We start from the raw sequence: 14,660 nt of genomic DNA, 5'->3' as shown, positions 1-14,660 counted from the left end.
CTTAAACTAACGGGTACTTTATTTAAAGATCGTTGAGCTAATTAGACAGCGCTTTTTTCTATTTCAACTAAAAGGGCTGGATAGTTAAGGGGAATTAAATTACTAAGGAGGAATTGTGTGATAACAAATTGGTGGTATTGGATTTTTCATACGATGTTTTTGGGATTCGTCCTTATAACTCTAACCTTATTTTCCTCTTATAAAATGGAGGGAGAGAATCCAGGATCATTAAATGAGTCATTATTAAACATTTGGTGGGGGTGTATCATAATTTTATTAGTGTTATTATTTTTCAAAAGAAAAAGCGAAAAAATTCAATAAAAGATTGTTGAAGTTATTGATTTGATTAGGTACTGTACTTAAACTAACGGGTGCTTTACTTGAAGAGCGTTGAGTTGCTGGGGGCTCAATTCTTATTGAACTAACGAGGCTGTTTGGAGGTGTCGTGGTATGTGGGTTGCAGAGCTAATAACTACGATAGTTGAAGTAATCGCAGGCATTTACGAATCAAAGAGAAAGAGGAGAGATAGACGTTTGAGAGAGGGAAAAAGGAGTGTCTAATACGGACAATAGATTGAATACACAGTTCGATTATATTGTGAAGAGACGTACATAAGCTAACGGGGGCTTTACTTAAAAAAGGAGTAAAGCCTTTTTCATCTTTAACTAAAGAAGCAGATTAGTTCAATAAGGCGTTATAAAATTGGAGGATAGTGCAATGGTTAACACAGTAACTTTTTCATTCAGTAGTGCCGAGTATGAAGGTACTGAGGCGACTGAAACATTTAGTTTTGAAAAGTTAGGAATTGATGAGAATATGGATGAAAAAGCATTGGAAAGAGAATTAGAACAAATTTTTCAGGCTTGGGTCTGGCATAAACTTAATATTTCCTACAGTGTGATCAGGGGTAAATCGGATACCATCCAGTAATGCAATAGAAATTTTTTACCCAACAATCGGACTTGTTCTTCTAAACTAACGGGTGCTTTACTTCAAGAATGAGTAAAGCCTTTTTCTTATTGAGCTAACGGGGGAGGTTTTCAATAAGATATGTAGAAGTTAAATATATACAAGAACGGATGGGTTGTTACTTATGTCTGAATGCTTTTGATATGAATCTGCCCAACACAAAATGCCCCTAAACAGCCTAGTTAACTCCCTTTTGATTTGAGAATACATATCAGCGCAGTCGTTGAATAAGATGGATTACTATGTAAACTTGGAAAGAGGTATAGAATGATTCAGATATCTGGGAGATCCTTTCAACAAAGTGACCTGCGACCAACTAATAGTATTCAAGGTGCGATTCTTCGAAGGATGAATGAAAGTCCAACAGTTCATTCGTATCAATCCATAGCTGAATTATCGTTTGAGCTTACGTTACGAAAGAACATTATAGAAAGTGCAAAGGCTATGAATGAAAGTAATGTACAGTTTGCAGTATTTAAAGCTTCCCGTTGTAATCCTCAATACTGGCAATTGACGAGTGCTGGGGGATTCTTACTGCGGCACGGTGTAAAACCATCAGACGCAATTCGAGATATATACTTGAACAGTTCCCAATATGCATTTGAATGTGCAACAGCAATGATCATTATCTATTATCATGCGGTCCTATACCTTATAGGAGAAACTTTATTCAATCAATTATTTCAAAACATCTATTTATACAGCTGGAATGCTGATCCCAATCTCGGATTAAGACGCTATACTACTCACGATTTCTTACCTGGAGATGTCGTCTATTTTAATAACCCGGATTTTGATCCCGCAACTCCTCAGTGGAGAGGAGAAAATGCCGTTGTTCTAGAAGATGGTACGTTTTTTGGCCATGGAATCGGAATCCTCACAGCTGAACAAATGATTCGTGCACTGAACAAATTGAGAAAACCAGAGAGCAATCAATCAGCCTATTTGACTACAGAAGTTGCAAGACCGTCATTTACCCATTTGTGGAACATTACAAGGGCGCAACAGATTTATTCTATTCCTATATATCAGTTAGTTGACCACAGTGACGAAAGTTCGATTTCGTTTTTTCAATATTTATTCTCTTAAAATAATCTAGTTTTATATGGCTGTTGTCGAATCAAGATAGCCCTGCTTTGACAGCTCTTTTTTCTTGTTCAACTAACGAAGCAGGTTAGTTCAATAAGAAAAATGCATAAATGAATATATTGAAAACCGCAACTCTTTACATATTGACTCGTATAATAGGTAACAGATGTAAGGAGGTATTTAGATGAAACGTTTTATGTATTATTTTGTTTGGGTTCTATTTATTGGTTTCGTCTGTTATTTAGGTAGCCAATATTATATGAGTTTAAAATCCATTGCCCAAGAAACGTTTGATAACAAATTATCCTTTATGTACAGTCTCGTGTTTCCTGTCATTATCGGGATGCTATTAAAGCTACCTGTATTGGTCAAAGACATTAAGCAACAGAAAAAATGGACATTCGATTGGGTGAAATTGTTAGCAATTGGTGCTCCAACCTTTTTTATCGTAACTTCTCCCGTTTTGATTTATCTCATTTGGACTTATACCTCATTTGGTAAACATTCAATATTTGAGGATTATTTAATAATAACAATTAGTACTCCATTCACGACAGCAGCAGGAATAGTGCTTGGATACTGCTTGTTAGATATTCTGAAAAAGTAAAACACTTTTAATCCAAGAAATTCATGCAAACGCTTCAATCCATCTAGTGTGTGCCACCTTGAAGCTGCTTTTTTTAAGGTTCTCTTCTGTCTAAGTATGCTTGAACCTGGCATTCTCCTTTGGCTACATCTAAGTCAATAGCAGGATTCATTCTACATCTCCTCCACGTATAGTTTGCCGGTAACCCCAAATCCTCCTTGTAGTGTCCTAGCTTCGCTTGTTATACGAGTCCTACCCGGCTACAGTAATCATATAACCATATAAAAAATGGTCAACCAGAAATATCTGGCTGACCTTATTGATTCACTTCTTCAAAACAAATAACTGAAAATTTTAAGAAAGTAGTATAAAATAAAATAAAATAATACTATCCATTTTGCTCGACAAAGGGACAATTCCATTGTCCCTATAAGGTAATAGTAGTACCAAGCAGCTTGAGGGAACGGTCTCTCTGTACCAACCAAGTGAACCTCACAGCACATTTCATAGTCCAAAGGAGCGGAGATCATGCGAAAATCTAGAGTAATTATTGTAGCAGTTATTCTTCTCTTTTTATTTATTACCGGTTATTTAGAAAGGTATGGAAGTGAAAGGATAGAAAAGGGAGAAATAGAAGAAACATCAGAGGTTATCCTTTCTGAACTCCCTACTGTTTGGCCAACAGAAGAATGGCCGACTTCTACACCGGAGGAACAAGGAATGGATAGTGAAAAGTTAGTAGAGATGTTTGAATACATTGAACAAAATGACCCAAAAAAATTACATGGTTTACTGATCATACGAAATGGCCATATCGTCGCAGAGAAGTATTCTTCCCCATACCATGAGAAGTTTCCGCATAATACATATTCTGTAACGAAAAGTCTAACTTCCGCAATAGCTGGAATTGCACTTGATGAAGGAATTCTTAATCTTAATGACCGTGTACTTGATTATTTTCCTGACATGACGTTTGAAAATATGAGTGAAGAAAAAGAAAATATGACTATCGAACAATTACTTTTGATGAAAACTGGTATTCAGTGGCCGGAATGGGAACCAGAAAATCAAGTTTTTAGGGTATGGGAGAATAGTAAAAAAAGTAGACTTCAATATTATCTAGATCAACCAATCATTAAGGAACAAGTGGGTGAGTGGAACTATGATACTGGTGCAGCCTACGTTCTAGGTGCCATTATTGAACGTGCATCTGGAATGACATTAAACGAATATGGCAAAGAAAAGATATTCGATAGAATCGGGATGGATAGTTTGAAATTTTATGAAACAAATGACGGAATAGCACATGGTGGAACCTATTCCGAGATGACTCCACGGGACATGGCAAGATTTGGTTACCTTTATCTTCATGATGGAAAATGGGATGGGGAACAAATTGTTCCAAAAGAGTGGGTGAAGGAATCCCTTCATCCACATACTGACTTAGGAAAGACTGATTATGGCTACTATTTTTATTTGAATGAAGGTGAAAATGGGCGAGAATTCTCAGCACGTGGTGCATTAGGTCAGTGGATTATAGTTGTTCCCGAACTAGAGCTAATTGTTATTGAAACCGGTAGAAATTTTGAAAGACTATCGATAAATGAATATATTGTGCCAGCAATCAAATCAGAAAGCCCGTTATTAGCGAATGAACAAGCATACGCTAGATTAAAAGAATTAATGGAAAAAAAATGAAACTGTTGTTTAAGATCTGATCATAGTTCTCATTTTACTTCTCTTTGTGTTGGATAAGTTAATATATGTAATTTTTGTTTGAAAGAGGTTTTTTACTTCAGGTTTGTGGATGGGACTTTTTTTCTTGAACTAACGGAGCGGGATAATTGAAAAAAACTTTATAGGGGGAAATCAATGGATCCTGTTCGTGAGTTTACTATAGATATGATTACTTATTCATATGCAATAGCAACTATTTTAATCGTGTGGGTAATTTTAAATGGATTCCTGAAATACAAAAAAGAAGTAAAAGAAATAGTGGTCAAAGTCACTGTCTTACTATTATTAATAGTTTCTTCCTACTTTAATAAAAGAAGGAGTTTGTTTACTGAAATAAAAGGTTGGGTGTGTATATGATAAGAATGCGAATAATGACCGGGGCTTATCTTTTTTATGACAATAAACTTTTGATGTTGAAACGTTCAAAAGAAAGAGAATTAGCACCTGATTTATGGACTGGAATTGGTGGACATGTCGAAGCTAATGAACATTATATTCCTGAAGAGTCTTGTTTAAGAGAGATTTTCGAAGAGACGGGAATAAGAAGGAATGATATAGAGCAATTTAAACTTCGTTATATATTAATGCGTAGAAGCAAAGATGAAATACGCCAACACTATATTTATTTCGGAAATGCTACAAAGATGAATTTTATTAATTCAGATGAAGGTGCTCTGCATTGGATAGACCTTTCGAAAGTTTTAAACTTAGAAATGCCTTTGACCGTTAATCATATGCTTAAACATTTTCTTAATAATCCTAATCAAGAATCGGTGTTTATAGGGTCAGTTAATCAATCAAATATGGAATGGTCTTGTTTGGCTGAATAAGCTTTACTTTACTTTACTTTATCAACGGGTGCTTTACTTCAAGAAGGAGTAAGGCCTTTTTTCTTATTGAACTAACGCGGCAGTTTAGTTGAATAAGGAGTGTGACTTCTCAGTTTCTTGACACTGTAGAAGGCTGCAAAAGAAAGGATGGTAATTACGATTAAAAAGGCAACAATATTTGCTCTTGCTTTCCTGTTTCTTTATGGGTGTACTGAAAATTCAAATATGAGTTCAAACAAAAATTCGGGGAGAACAAATCCGATGGATGACCCTGTGAATATTACAGAAGAGGAAGCGAATGAAATTGCTCTGCAACAAGCAATAGCAGAAGGTAATGAAGTAGAAACAATAATCCTTCAGGATATTAAATTTATTAACTCAAAAATGTGGGATGAATATGTGGAGCAGTACAATTATGATTCTGAAGTTAGCGAGCATTTTTTACAGTTTTTAAAAGACAAAAAAAAGCAAACTAATAAGGAAGGTATTCATACGATTGAGAAGATAAATCTTGTGAGTATTGAATTGACTAATGATAAGGAGTTTAGTTCAATCAGTTCCAATGGTGACTATGTGTATGATGTGTTATTAGATATGAAAGTTCATAAAGAATCTGAATTCTATATGAATGGAGTTACACATCATGTCTATGTTATTAACAAAACAAGTGACGGTCTTAAAATAGAAACTGTATATTTTAAAGGCTTGGTAGATGATAAGTAGTAATAAACTAAATTGGCTGGTCTCAATGTTTTTAGACATCGAATTTAAAATAGGTTTGGTCAAGAATATGCAGAAGACCAGGAGATACGTTAAGGTGCATTAGTTGAAGATCGTTGAGTTAGTTCTTTTCTTGTTCAACTAACGCGGCAGGTTAGTTGAGTAAGGGTTGTAACATTATTCCATATGATTCGTCTTAATGACTAATAGGTTAGAAGGAGCAATTGAATATTCGAGAGGAGGCGTTGGGGGTGAACAGAAACAAATTTAAAATGTCCGTGTTAATAATAAGTATCGTTATCATATTATTAATAACACTATTTATGATTTCCAATATCAATTCTAATTATCAAGCAAACAAGCTTGAGATGAATAAATGCTTTGATAAGGAAGCGGGTATAAGCGTGATGGTAGAGAAAAAAATCTTGACATCCAAAACTACTGTTACTTGCGAAGAAAACTAACTTGAATTTTAAACCTCTGATCTTAGGTCTTTTATTACGCACATCTCATCAACTCAACTCAACTCAACTCAACTGCTGCATTATTGGGAATTTGACACGCTGGCTCCATGATTTTTAGCTTTCTTGAACTGGTGATTTAGCAGGACAAGACTGTCAGTAGACAGCTTTTATTCTTTTTCAACTAAAGAAGCAGTTTAGTTTAACAAGAATACTAAAATGGGGAGAGAAATGAAATGAAGTTATACATTGAACATTATGTTACGTTCTTACTCTTAATTTCATTTGGATTTTTTTATATCGTTGCATCGTTTTTGACAGGAGGAACAAATGAACCGTATAGGGATTTACTAATAACTATTGCTGTCGTTCACTTTGTTATGTCCAAACTGATAACTATAAAAAAGAATGAAGAGAAACAAGAGAAATAGCCTATTGAACAAAGGGGTGCTTTAGTTGAGATCGTTGAGCAAACTAGAACTTGGACTACTAATCCGCAATCAATGCCACTATTCGATAACCTTTTCACAGGGCTGTTTTTCCTTGTTGGGATCGTCCTTATTATTGTGTCTTTCAAGAACAAAGTTAACCCTAAATACTAAAAAGAGCATATCCGAAACGCAATACTAATAGAAGGAGTCGCGATATCTAATGTGGGAATTGTGGAAGGAACCCTATATCATATTAGGGGCATTTATAGGTTTTGAAGTAATCATTTCTTTTTCTTCTAAGAAAAAAAGAACATTAAAAAGGTCACTCCTAAATATTATTTTATCTAGTCTAGTGGTTTTTCTAGTTTCTCTCATAGGTTGTACCTTATTTAATTAACCACTATCGTTATTTACCTTTTTGTCAAAGTCATTGAGCAATCAGCTGCTATACTGCTCTTTTCACATATTGAACTAACGGGCAGTTTATTTTAATAATTAATTTGGTTAATTACGGAAAAAATATTGGGTGTGGGAGGGATGATAATGGACCAATTAAAAGGGAAAGTTGCCATTGTTACGGGTGCAAGCCGTCTGAAAGGGATTGGAGCAGCTATTTGTCGGGAGTTAGCTGAATCGGGTTATCATATATTTTTTACTTATTGGACGGAATATGATAAAAAAATGCCTTGGAGCATTGAGTTAGATGAACCCGTGAAATTAAAAGAAGAATTAATAAAACAAGGTATTAAGGTAGCATGTATGGAGTTAGATTTAACTCAACATGATGCACCTGAACAACTACTAAATAAAGTTTCTGAACAACTTGGTAGCCCTGATATCTTGATTAATAACGCAGCATACTCAACTAACAACGATTTTTCTAATTTAACTGCCGAAGAATTAGATAAACATTACATGGTAAATGTACGTGCAACGACACTATTAAGTAGTAAATTTGCTCAAAGGTTTGTTAAGAAATCAGGTGGAAGAATCGTCAATATTACTTCAGGTCAGTTTCAAGGACCAATGCCTGGCGAATTAGCATATGCAACAACAAAAGGAGCAATTGATGCTTTGACTATTACATTGTCGGCCGAACTAGCTCCTTTAGGAATAACGGTTAATGCATTAAATCCAGGTCCAACTGATACAGGTTGGATGACTGAAGAAATAAAAAATGAATTAAAACCGATGTTTCCTTTCGGTAGAATAGGAAAACCGAGTGATGTTGCAAAAACTATTAAATTTCTAGTGAGCGATGAAGCAGATTGGATTACAGGTCAGATTATTCATTCAGAAGGTGGATTTAAAAGGTGAATTAATCTTAAAAAGCTTTGGTTCTAGAGCCTTTTTTTGGGTTTTGGGTAATGAGAAACGGCTAAGGGGAATTAAACCCTAATCCTTGCATAGCTAACGGGGAGGTTAGGTGAACAAAGGTTGATTGGGAGGTAAGAAGTTGGAAAACGATAAAGGTATTTTATTAATAAATATGATCATTGGTACTTTAGGGCTCATTATTATTGGAATAGGGTTACTAAAATATTATGAATCTGTTGGTGGAACGGCTTTTTATGCATTGTCAGGTTTTCCATTACTAATGATTTACTTACATTATCTTGAAGGGAAAGCTCGTCTAAGTAATAAAATATTATGGATAAGATTTATCATCGTGTCGTTGGTACTTGTTATCGTTTACATATTATTCTTCCGCTGACGTGGGCTTTAATTGAAAATCGTAAAGCTGCTTAGGGGTGCATTATTTATTGAATTTACCGACAAGAGAATTGAATAAGATTAATAGAAGGTGGAGAGAGTATGACACTAAAATCAGAACTGAAAAACTTAGATAAAACGTTGCAAAATGGCAATTTAGATATGCTTATTGGAAGAATGTTAGAGAATATAGGTTCAATCGACTCGGAACTTAGGGATACACTAATTTATAATTCATTTGGAAAACTAATTCTCGAAGACTATTTAACAGCAGAACAAATGAATTATATCCTTGAAGTTTGTCTTAGAAACTTATTCCTCGGTATTGGTCAACATGAGGATGACTCAGTGTTTAGTCGTTCTTTTTCTGCTTTAGTTATTGTACTGATCTTAAAGAAAGATAAAGAAAAGCGGTTCCTACCAGATGATACGTTGAAACAATTAATTGAAAAGAGCATTGAATACTTAAAGCTTGAAGAAGATATTCGTGGCAATGTGGTTGGAAAAGGATGGGCGCATAGTATAGCACATGGAGCAGATCTGTTAACTGAAGCGATAAATCATCCAAGTTTTAATATCTCGTTCTCTCCTGAGTGTCTTGAAACAATCAAACTATGTTTATTCAAAGATAGCACGAGTGGATTACCATATGTTGATGAAGAAGAGGAAAGACTTGTTTTTGCGGTAGAAGCCCTTCAGGAGAAAGGCGTAAGTGATAGTGAAATTGAAAATTGGCTTTCATCGATTTCTGATGAGCTAGATAAACTATTAGAAAAAGAAGGATATAGTTTAAACTTCTTTTGGAAGAAGTCCAATGTAATAAACTTTTTACGAGGATATTATTTCAGACTGCTGTACAAAAACGATGGTTTGAAATTACGAGAAAGTATAGTAAAGATTTTAGAGCGGTGGCATAAACAATTCTACAACTAAAAGCATGACTATACCTTACACAGGATTTGATTTAAAGAAGCAGGATAGTTTAGGGGATACTGGGAAAGCTATTCCGTAAGAAAACAGCGGATGGTGATATCCATGAGAAGACTTTCAATTTTATTAGTAAGTATTACACTAATGTTTTTAATTACAACTAACGTCTATGCACAAGATGAACTTACAAGAGAGAAACTACTGGAAGAAACTTTGATGGTTAGGTATCTCCCACTCCTTTTAGAAGTTACTAATAAGTTATTTATGTGTGAAAGAATCATTGACATAAAGAGACTTGATGGAGATCGAAATCACGAATTAACTATAGAAGTAGTAACCTTTGAACAAGCACATTCACCCCCTTACGACTTATTTCGAGTAACGCTGACCGATACATCAGATGGGATAAATGTTATAAATGTAAAACGTAAAAAGGATTTATCAACCCAACAACTTAATAAACATTGCGGATTCAAATAGCGAAGTTCGTCTAGGTATAGCAATTTATCAAGGGGGGAAAAGGAGTCCAATGGATAAAGTTTTTGCTTTTGTTTTATTAGTAATTCCCTTATCGATCTTTTTACTCTATTTAATCTATACAACTTTAAAAAACACAGAGTCAGGAAAGAAGTATATGATTTTTGGATTGCATGTTTCGTTAGTAGGGGGGATATTGGTTCTTGATAACAATATTGATTTAAGTGGGTTTGGGTACATTATTGTTATATTAGGTCTAATTCTTTCAATGGTAGGCATGCGTAAGGATAAATAATGCCGTTTGATGCCGCCTCCCACCGTCCCGCGTCCAAAGCAAGCCATCGCGCGTCCAAAGCAAGCCATCCTGCGTCCAAAGCAAGCCATCCTGCGTCCAAAGCGAGCCGTTCCGCGTCCAAAGCGAGCCATCCCGCGTCCAAAGCAGGCTACTCCGCGTCCAAAGCAGGCTACTCCGCGTCCAAAGCAAGCCACCCCATCACCGATCGCAACTAGTAATACAAAAAACGATAGCCAAACTCAACATATATCGAGTTTGGCTATCGTCATGTTTATCACTTCTGTTGTGCTGCAATGGTTTGTTCTAATTCAGCGAGCGATGTTTGGATCGCTGTGAGTTCCTTCTCGAGTTTGAGTCTGTTAGTCTCGGTTGAGAGTTGCCACTGTTCGATTGAGCCCTTAATTCCATTGACAGCTTCCGGGACTAACTCTTTCGCTTCCTTCGTCATATGTGCGACTGAGTTTTTTAACTCGGAGATTTTTTCTTTAACGTCGTGTAATTTATGCTTCATGTCAGATGAAGCGTTTTTAACGGACGAGCGGATTTCGCTGCCCGTTTGTGGAGTGGAAAATAACACAGTGACAGCGGCCGTCACCGAACCTGCAAGTAGACCTGCTAGAAATGTAGATGCTTTCATGGAATGCACTCCTTTTATTTTGAATAGTATTCCTTCTCATACTTTAATTAAAACATGGGGAACTGTTTCGAGCAAATGAAAAAAGCTTTCCCGTGAAGGAAAGCTTTTATTATCAATTAGATAATGCTGTTTTGAATGAAGTCCGCTTCAGTAAAGTTTTAATGATTGGATAGATGATGAAAAATACGATTCCATTCATTGCAACTGCAGGAAGGACGACAGTGACGAACAATAATCCGAAAGGTACTTTCGCGCCGATAACGAAAATGGCGACGGAAAGGAAGATCGTTCCGGATAACAATGTTCCACAGCAAGCGATGATTGTCGAAACGATAATATGGTTTGCGGCTTTTCTTAGCAAAGCGATAACTGCAAAAACGACAAACGCCGTAATAAATTTATCGATAATATTCGGTATGAATCCTCCTGGGAAGCTTGTGAAAATCCCTGACAGGACTCCTGTCGTTGCTCCGAGTAAAAAGACGCTTTTAACATCCGGGAATAAAAAGATTCCGATGAACATCATCGTCAACATGAAGTCAGGCTTCATGCCCTCACCATAACCCGGAATGACCAAGTACAAAGCTGCGCCTACCGATACAAGTAGCGCCATTAACATAAGATTTTTCGTATTCAATTCTCATCTCTCCTCAACTAGACTCTATTTTTCGTTCTCCTAACGTATCCTCGTGATCGTCAGCGAAAACTTATAGTAATTATACAGTCAATTTCGTGAACTTTCAACTGTTATTTATTACCGAAGCGGTTTCGTATTTGGTTTGCAATTTCCTTAATGCGTTCTTGGGTGGACTCCTCCATCTTCGGATTCCAGCCCATTTCGAAACCGTCCGTTTCGTCAAATCTTGGAATGAAATGCAAATGGAAATGGAATACGGTCTGACCCGCTGGAGCTCCGTTGTTTTGTAATAAATTCATCCCGGCAGGCTTGAATTCCTCTTTGAGGACATTCGCAATTTTCGGCGCAACTGAAAATAAATGTGAAGCTTCTTCTTCTGTCATATCATAAAGGTTTTCTCGATGATTTTTTGGGATAAGCAAAACATGCCCTTTTGTCACAGGCATGATGTTCATAAAGGCGACAACGTGGTCATCTTCATAGATTTTCTCACTAGGGAGGGTCCCTTCTACAATTTTACAAAAAATACATGATGGCATTTGCAATCATCCTTTCTGATTCGTAATCTCCGTAAAACGGAGAAGTATTCATGATTGAAACAAGTGTAGCATATTTTCTGTTAATGCGTGAAAGATGGACAAAGCATTCCGGTTCGATGTTTGGTAAAATGGAAACAAGAATGGAGGATGGTTATGGCAATTCTTGAAGTAAAAGATGTGACAGGTGGATATACACGTAAACCTGTTTTACATGATTTATCATTTGAAATCGGCAAAGGCGAGCTCGTCGGTTTAATCGGCTTGAACGGTGCCGGGAAAAGTACAACAATTAAACATATTATCGGACTAATGAATCCACATGAAGGCGAAATTGTAGTGAACGGTGTTACGTTTAGCGAAAACCCTGAAGTTTACCGTAAAGCATTCACATATATTCCGGAAACACCGATTTTATATGAAGAGCTGACATTGAAGGAACATCTTGAGTTGACAGCGATGGCGTACGGATTGGATCGGGAAGTATTCGACGCGCGCACTGAAATACTCGTAAAAGAGTTCATGATGGAAAAGCGTTTGAATTGGTTCCCATCGCATTTCTCCAAAGGGATGCGCCAAAAGGTTATGATTTTATGCGCATTTTTAGTGGAGCCTTCACTCTATATTATCGATGAGCCGTTCGTCGGGCTTGACCCGATCGGAATCCGTTCATTGCTCGATCAAATATCTGAGAGGAAAGCGAATGGCGCTTCCGTATTAATGTCGACGCACGTACTTTCCACCGCGGAAAAGTATTGTGATCGGATTATTGTACTTCATGAAGGACGAGTAAGGGCACAAGGGACGATGGATGATTTAAGGAAAGCGTTCAACCGGCCGAATGCATCATTGGACGAGCTCTATATTTCAATGACTGAGGATAATGACAATGAACAACTTGCGTGAAATTTGGAGCGATCGTTTCATTCGGTACATGACCGAACTACAAAAATATATGAAGTTCGTTTTCACTGGCCATTTAGCAATTGTCCTGCTCTTTACGATTGGCGCGGGCGGTTATGCATACAGTGAATGGCTGAAGGAAGTGCCGTCCGAATTTCCTTCTGCAGTCATAGCGGCTGTTCTTATCGGTGCGGCATTATCGATTGGCACGCCTGTTACGTTGTTGAAGCCAGCAGATATCGTCTTTTTCCTTCCGATGGAGAGCAAGATTGATGATTATTTGAAACGGTCATTACGGTACACGCTATTTTCACAGCTGCCGGTTCCGTATATGTTATTTATCGTCCTCTTGCCATTATTGGCGGCAACGGATGTTGCGGGGAAACCGCAATTCATTCTCACTGCAATTGTCATTTTACTTGTGAAATGGTTGTACGTCGAATCGGAATACTATTACCGTCGTGCGAATGAAGGGGAAGGGATGTGGAAAGACCGTCTCGTCAGGTTCGTATTGGCGGCACTGCTTTTGTATACGATGCTCGCAGGCAGTCCTTATTTCATCCTACTCATCGGTTTGGTGATGGCAATCTATTATTTATTTTGGAAGAAAAGAAGCGCTGCAAATCCGTTTCCTTACGAGCACTTCATCACACTAGAGCAAAATCGGATGATGCGTTTTTATCGATTTGCTAATTACTTCACGGATGTTCCGCATTTGAAAGGATCGGTTAGTCGCCGTGCGTGGCTTGGATTTCTTTTGCGCCCTGCACGATTCGGTCAAACGTCGCCTCAACGATATTTACTCAGAAGGACGCTTGTGCGGACGGATGATCTATTTTGGCTATGGGTTCGGTTAACCGCGTTATCGGTAATCGGCGTTGTCCTCATTCCGTTCCCAATCGTTGTCTATATCTTCATCGGTGCGTTGGCATTTGCTTCATCCATCCAATTAGTCCATGCATTACGGGCTGGGGATGATTTCAGAATGGATAAGCTTTTCCCGGAAGCGATAAATACGAGGATACCCGCGATCCGCAAAACAGTTAGTGGCGTTCAATTACTTCAGGCGATTGCTGTCCTTGTAGCTGGACTCATTACGGTCGGAATTTCAGTGACACCAGTCATTATGGCAGTAATTGTACTCATTATTTCTGAATTAACAATTCGCGTATCCAATGAGAAAACAGAAGAAGCATGACAATCGGCATAAAAAAATAATAATAGAATATTCCCAAAAACCTTGCAACTGATACCCAGAATTATGTATAATGGAAAAAAGGCATCAGGGGTGAGGGAGTTGGAAAACAATTATTCATATGCCGAGTTCTTAAAAGCCGTGGGGAAAAATAGTACTTCGCTTCAAGCGGAAAGATTATTGAATGATATTTATATGGATTTATTCTTGAACCATATTCATCGGGAGCAAACGAAGAAACGTCTCCTGAGGCTCATTGATCTTGCGCTTGATGATAAGGACGAGTACGCCTTCAACAGATTGACTGATGAACTGATGAAACTTGAAAATAACTAAACAAAACTGAGCGGGCTGCCCGCTAGTCGTTCAATCGATTAGCTGTGCAGACCCGCTTTTTATTTTGACCTCAACAGAAATCAACGGTCTTTTTTGCAATAAAAAATAATTAAAACAAGTGTTCTCTTTTTCCTTTGGTCTTGCATCTGACTATGCTAAAATATAGATAATTCATTT

At 37.1% G+C, this 14,660-nt stretch carries 20 protein-coding genes; 16 read left to right on the top strand and 4 right to left on the bottom strand.

The features are described 5' to 3' along the window. Positions 1 to 718 precede the first annotated feature (718 nt). The 13 genes from QM454_RS01460 (at position 719) to QM454_RS01400 (ending at position 9,947) form a co-directional block, all read left to right on the top strand. Positions 719 to 931, top strand: coding sequence for a hypothetical protein (locus QM454_RS01460; protein WP_432360661.1), 213 nt, complete (start codon positions 719 to 721; stop codon positions 929 to 931). 306 nt (positions 932 to 1,237) lie between these two features. Beyond that, positions 1,238 to 2,059: a protein-glutamine gamma-glutamyltransferase gene (locus QM454_RS01455; RefSeq protein ID WP_432360659.1), complete on the top strand. Its 822-nt coding sequence runs from the start codon at positions 1,238 to 1,240 to the stop codon at positions 2,057 to 2,059. Positions 2,060 to 2,243: 184 nt separating this feature from the next. After that, positions 2,244 to 2,666: a hypothetical protein gene (locus QM454_RS01450; protein ID WP_432360657.1), complete on the top strand. Its 423-nt coding sequence runs from the start codon at positions 2,244 to 2,246 to the stop codon at positions 2,664 to 2,666. 507 nt (positions 2,667 to 3,173) lie between these two features. Continuing rightward, positions 3,174 to 4,343 carry a serine hydrolase domain-containing protein gene (locus tag QM454_RS01445; RefSeq protein ID WP_432360654.1) on the top strand — a complete coding sequence of 390 codons (1,170 nt, stop codon included), beginning with the start codon at positions 3,174 to 3,176 and terminating at the stop codon, positions 4,341 to 4,343. A gap of 174 nt (positions 4,344 to 4,517) precedes the next feature. Further along, positions 4,518 to 4,739, top strand: coding sequence for a hypothetical protein (locus QM454_RS01440; RefSeq protein WP_432360651.1), 222 nt, complete (start codon positions 4,518 to 4,520; stop codon positions 4,737 to 4,739). Then, positions 4,736 to 5,212 carry an NUDIX domain-containing protein gene (locus tag QM454_RS01435; RefSeq protein ID WP_432360648.1) on the top strand — a complete coding sequence of 159 codons (477 nt, stop codon included), beginning with the start codon at positions 4,736 to 4,738 and terminating at the stop codon, positions 5,210 to 5,212. Before QM454_RS01440 ends, QM454_RS01435 begins: the two co-directional genes overlap by 4 nt. A 147-nt stretch (positions 5,213 to 5,359) precedes the next feature. Further along, positions 5,360 to 5,935, top strand: a complete 576-nt coding sequence (locus QM454_RS01430) for a hypothetical protein (protein ID WP_432360645.1) — start codon at positions 5,360 to 5,362, stop codon at positions 5,933 to 5,935. A 248-nt stretch (positions 5,936 to 6,183) separates the two neighbouring features. Continuing rightward, positions 6,184 to 6,396 (top strand): hypothetical protein, encoded by a 213-nt coding sequence (locus tag QM454_RS01425; protein ID WP_432360642.1) that lies wholly within the window; start codon positions 6,184 to 6,186, stop codon positions 6,394 to 6,396. A gap of 233 nt (positions 6,397 to 6,629) precedes the next feature. Then, positions 6,630 to 6,824, top strand: a complete 195-nt coding sequence (locus QM454_RS01420; protein WP_432360639.1) for a hypothetical protein — start codon at positions 6,630 to 6,632, stop codon at positions 6,822 to 6,824. Positions 6,825 to 7,367: 543 nt separating this feature from the next. Continuing rightward, complete coding sequence (locus tag QM454_RS01415) at positions 7,368 to 8,141, top strand: SDR family oxidoreductase (protein WP_432360637.1); 774 nt, start codon at positions 7,368 to 7,370, stop codon at positions 8,139 to 8,141. A 139-nt stretch (positions 8,142 to 8,280) separates the two neighbouring features. Continuing rightward, positions 8,281 to 8,538 (top strand): hypothetical protein, encoded by a 258-nt coding sequence (locus tag QM454_RS01410; protein ID WP_432360634.1) that lies wholly within the window; start codon positions 8,281 to 8,283, stop codon positions 8,536 to 8,538. Positions 8,539 to 8,639: 101 nt separating this feature from the next. Beyond that, positions 8,640 to 9,470 (top strand): DUF2785 domain-containing protein, encoded by an 831-nt coding sequence (locus QM454_RS01405; protein ID WP_432360631.1) that lies wholly within the window; start codon positions 8,640 to 8,642, stop codon positions 9,468 to 9,470. Between the two features lie 102 nt (positions 9,471 to 9,572). Next, entirely contained in the window at positions 9,573 to 9,947 is a 375-nt protein-coding gene (locus QM454_RS01400; RefSeq protein WP_432360628.1) for a DUF3888 domain-containing protein, read from the top strand. A 242-nt stretch (positions 9,948 to 10,189) separates the two neighbouring features. Here QM454_RS01400 and QM454_RS01395 read toward each other — a convergent pair whose 3' ends face one another. The 4 genes from QM454_RS01395 to QM454_RS01380 form a co-directional block, all read right to left on the bottom strand. Continuing rightward, a complete protein-coding gene (locus tag QM454_RS01395; RefSeq protein WP_432360625.1) occupies positions 10,190 to 10,381 on the bottom strand; it encodes a hypothetical protein in 192 nt (63 codons plus the stop codon). 132 nt (positions 10,382 to 10,513) lie between these two features. Next, positions 10,514 to 10,876, bottom strand: coding sequence for a YtxH domain-containing protein (locus tag QM454_RS01390; RefSeq protein WP_432360622.1), 363 nt, complete (start codon positions 10,874 to 10,876; stop codon positions 10,514 to 10,516). Between the two features lie 112 nt (positions 10,877 to 10,988). Beyond that, positions 10,989 to 11,513 (bottom strand): tryptophan transporter, encoded by a 525-nt coding sequence (locus QM454_RS01385; RefSeq protein WP_432360619.1) that lies wholly within the window; start codon positions 11,511 to 11,513, stop codon positions 10,989 to 10,991. A gap of 110 nt (positions 11,514 to 11,623) precedes the next feature. Beyond that, a complete protein-coding gene (locus tag QM454_RS01380) occupies positions 11,624 to 12,052 on the bottom strand; it encodes an HIT family protein (RefSeq protein ID WP_432360616.1) in 429 nt (142 codons plus the stop codon). A 153-nt stretch (positions 12,053 to 12,205) separates the two neighbouring features. On the opposite strand from QM454_RS01380, the gene QM454_RS01375 reads away from it, so the two are divergent. The 3 genes from QM454_RS01375 (at position 12,206) to QM454_RS01365 (ending at position 14,483) form a co-directional block, all read left to right on the top strand. After that, positions 12,206 to 12,955, top strand: a complete 750-nt coding sequence (locus QM454_RS01375; protein ID WP_432360613.1) for an ABC transporter ATP-binding protein — start codon at positions 12,206 to 12,208, stop codon at positions 12,953 to 12,955. Beyond that, on the top strand, positions 12,939 to 14,150 hold the full coding sequence (locus QM454_RS01370; protein ID WP_432360612.1) for an ABC transporter permease: 1,212 nt from the start codon (positions 12,939 to 12,941) through the stop codon (positions 14,148 to 14,150). Before QM454_RS01375 ends, QM454_RS01370 begins: the two co-directional genes overlap by 17 nt. A 99-nt stretch (positions 14,151 to 14,249) precedes the next feature. Next, positions 14,250 to 14,483, top strand: coding sequence for an IDEAL domain-containing protein (locus tag QM454_RS01365; protein WP_432360609.1), 234 nt, complete (start codon positions 14,250 to 14,252; stop codon positions 14,481 to 14,483). Positions 14,484 to 14,660 lie beyond the last annotated feature (177 nt).

Source organism: Sporosarcina sp. UB5 (assembly GCF_050859005.1).
Classification (GTDB): domain Bacteria; phylum Bacillota; class Bacilli; order Bacillales_A; family Planococcaceae; genus Sporosarcina.
Note: the sequence above shows the minus strand (reverse complement) of the source record. Positions and strands in the feature narration are given on the sequence as shown.

Bases quoted from the DNA above. Each gene is read 5' to 3' on its own strand.
- QM454_RS01445 (WP_432360654.1), top strand. From the start codon at position 3,174: ATGCGAAAATCTAGAGTAATTATTGTAGCAGTTATTCTTCTCTTTTTA.
- QM454_RS01400 (WP_432360628.1), top strand. From the start codon at position 9,573: ATGAGAAGACTTTCAATTTTATTAGTAAGTATTACACTAATGTTTTTA.
- QM454_RS01450 (WP_432360657.1), top strand. From the start codon at position 2,244: ATGAAACGTTTTATGTATTATTTTGTTTGGGTTCTATTTATTGGTTTC.
- QM454_RS01380 (WP_432360616.1), bottom strand. From the start codon at position 12,052: ATGCCATCATGTATTTTTTGTAAAATTGTAGAAGGGACCCTCCCTAGT.
- QM454_RS01415 (WP_432360637.1), top strand. From the start codon at position 7,368: ATGGACCAATTAAAAGGGAAAGTTGCCATTGTTACGGGTGCAAGCCGT.
- QM454_RS01390 (WP_432360622.1), bottom strand. From the start codon at position 10,876: ATGAAAGCATCTACATTTCTAGCAGGTCTACTTGCAGGTTCGGTGACG.
- QM454_RS01440 (WP_432360651.1), top strand. From the start codon at position 4,518: ATGGATCCTGTTCGTGAGTTTACTATAGATATGATTACTTATTCATAT.
- QM454_RS01455 (WP_432360659.1), top strand. From the start codon at position 1,238: ATGATTCAGATATCTGGGAGATCCTTTCAACAAAGTGACCTGCGACCA.
- QM454_RS01405 (WP_432360631.1), top strand. From the start codon at position 8,640: ATGACACTAAAATCAGAACTGAAAAACTTAGATAAAACGTTGCAAAAT.
- QM454_RS01460 (WP_432360661.1), top strand. From the start codon at position 719: ATGGTTAACACAGTAACTTTTTCATTCAGTAGTGCCGAGTATGAAGGT.
- QM454_RS01430 (WP_432360645.1), top strand. From the start codon at position 5,360: ATGGTAATTACGATTAAAAAGGCAACAATATTTGCTCTTGCTTTCCTG.
- QM454_RS01420 (WP_432360639.1), top strand. From the start codon at position 6,630: ATGAAGTTATACATTGAACATTATGTTACGTTCTTACTCTTAATTTCA.
- QM454_RS01435 (WP_432360648.1), top strand. From the start codon at position 4,736: ATGATAAGAATGCGAATAATGACCGGGGCTTATCTTTTTTATGACAAT.
- QM454_RS01370 (WP_432360612.1), top strand. From the start codon at position 12,939: ATGAACAACTTGCGTGAAATTTGGAGCGATCGTTTCATTCGGTACATG.
- QM454_RS01375 (WP_432360613.1), top strand. From the start codon at position 12,206: ATGGCAATTCTTGAAGTAAAAGATGTGACAGGTGGATATACACGTAAA.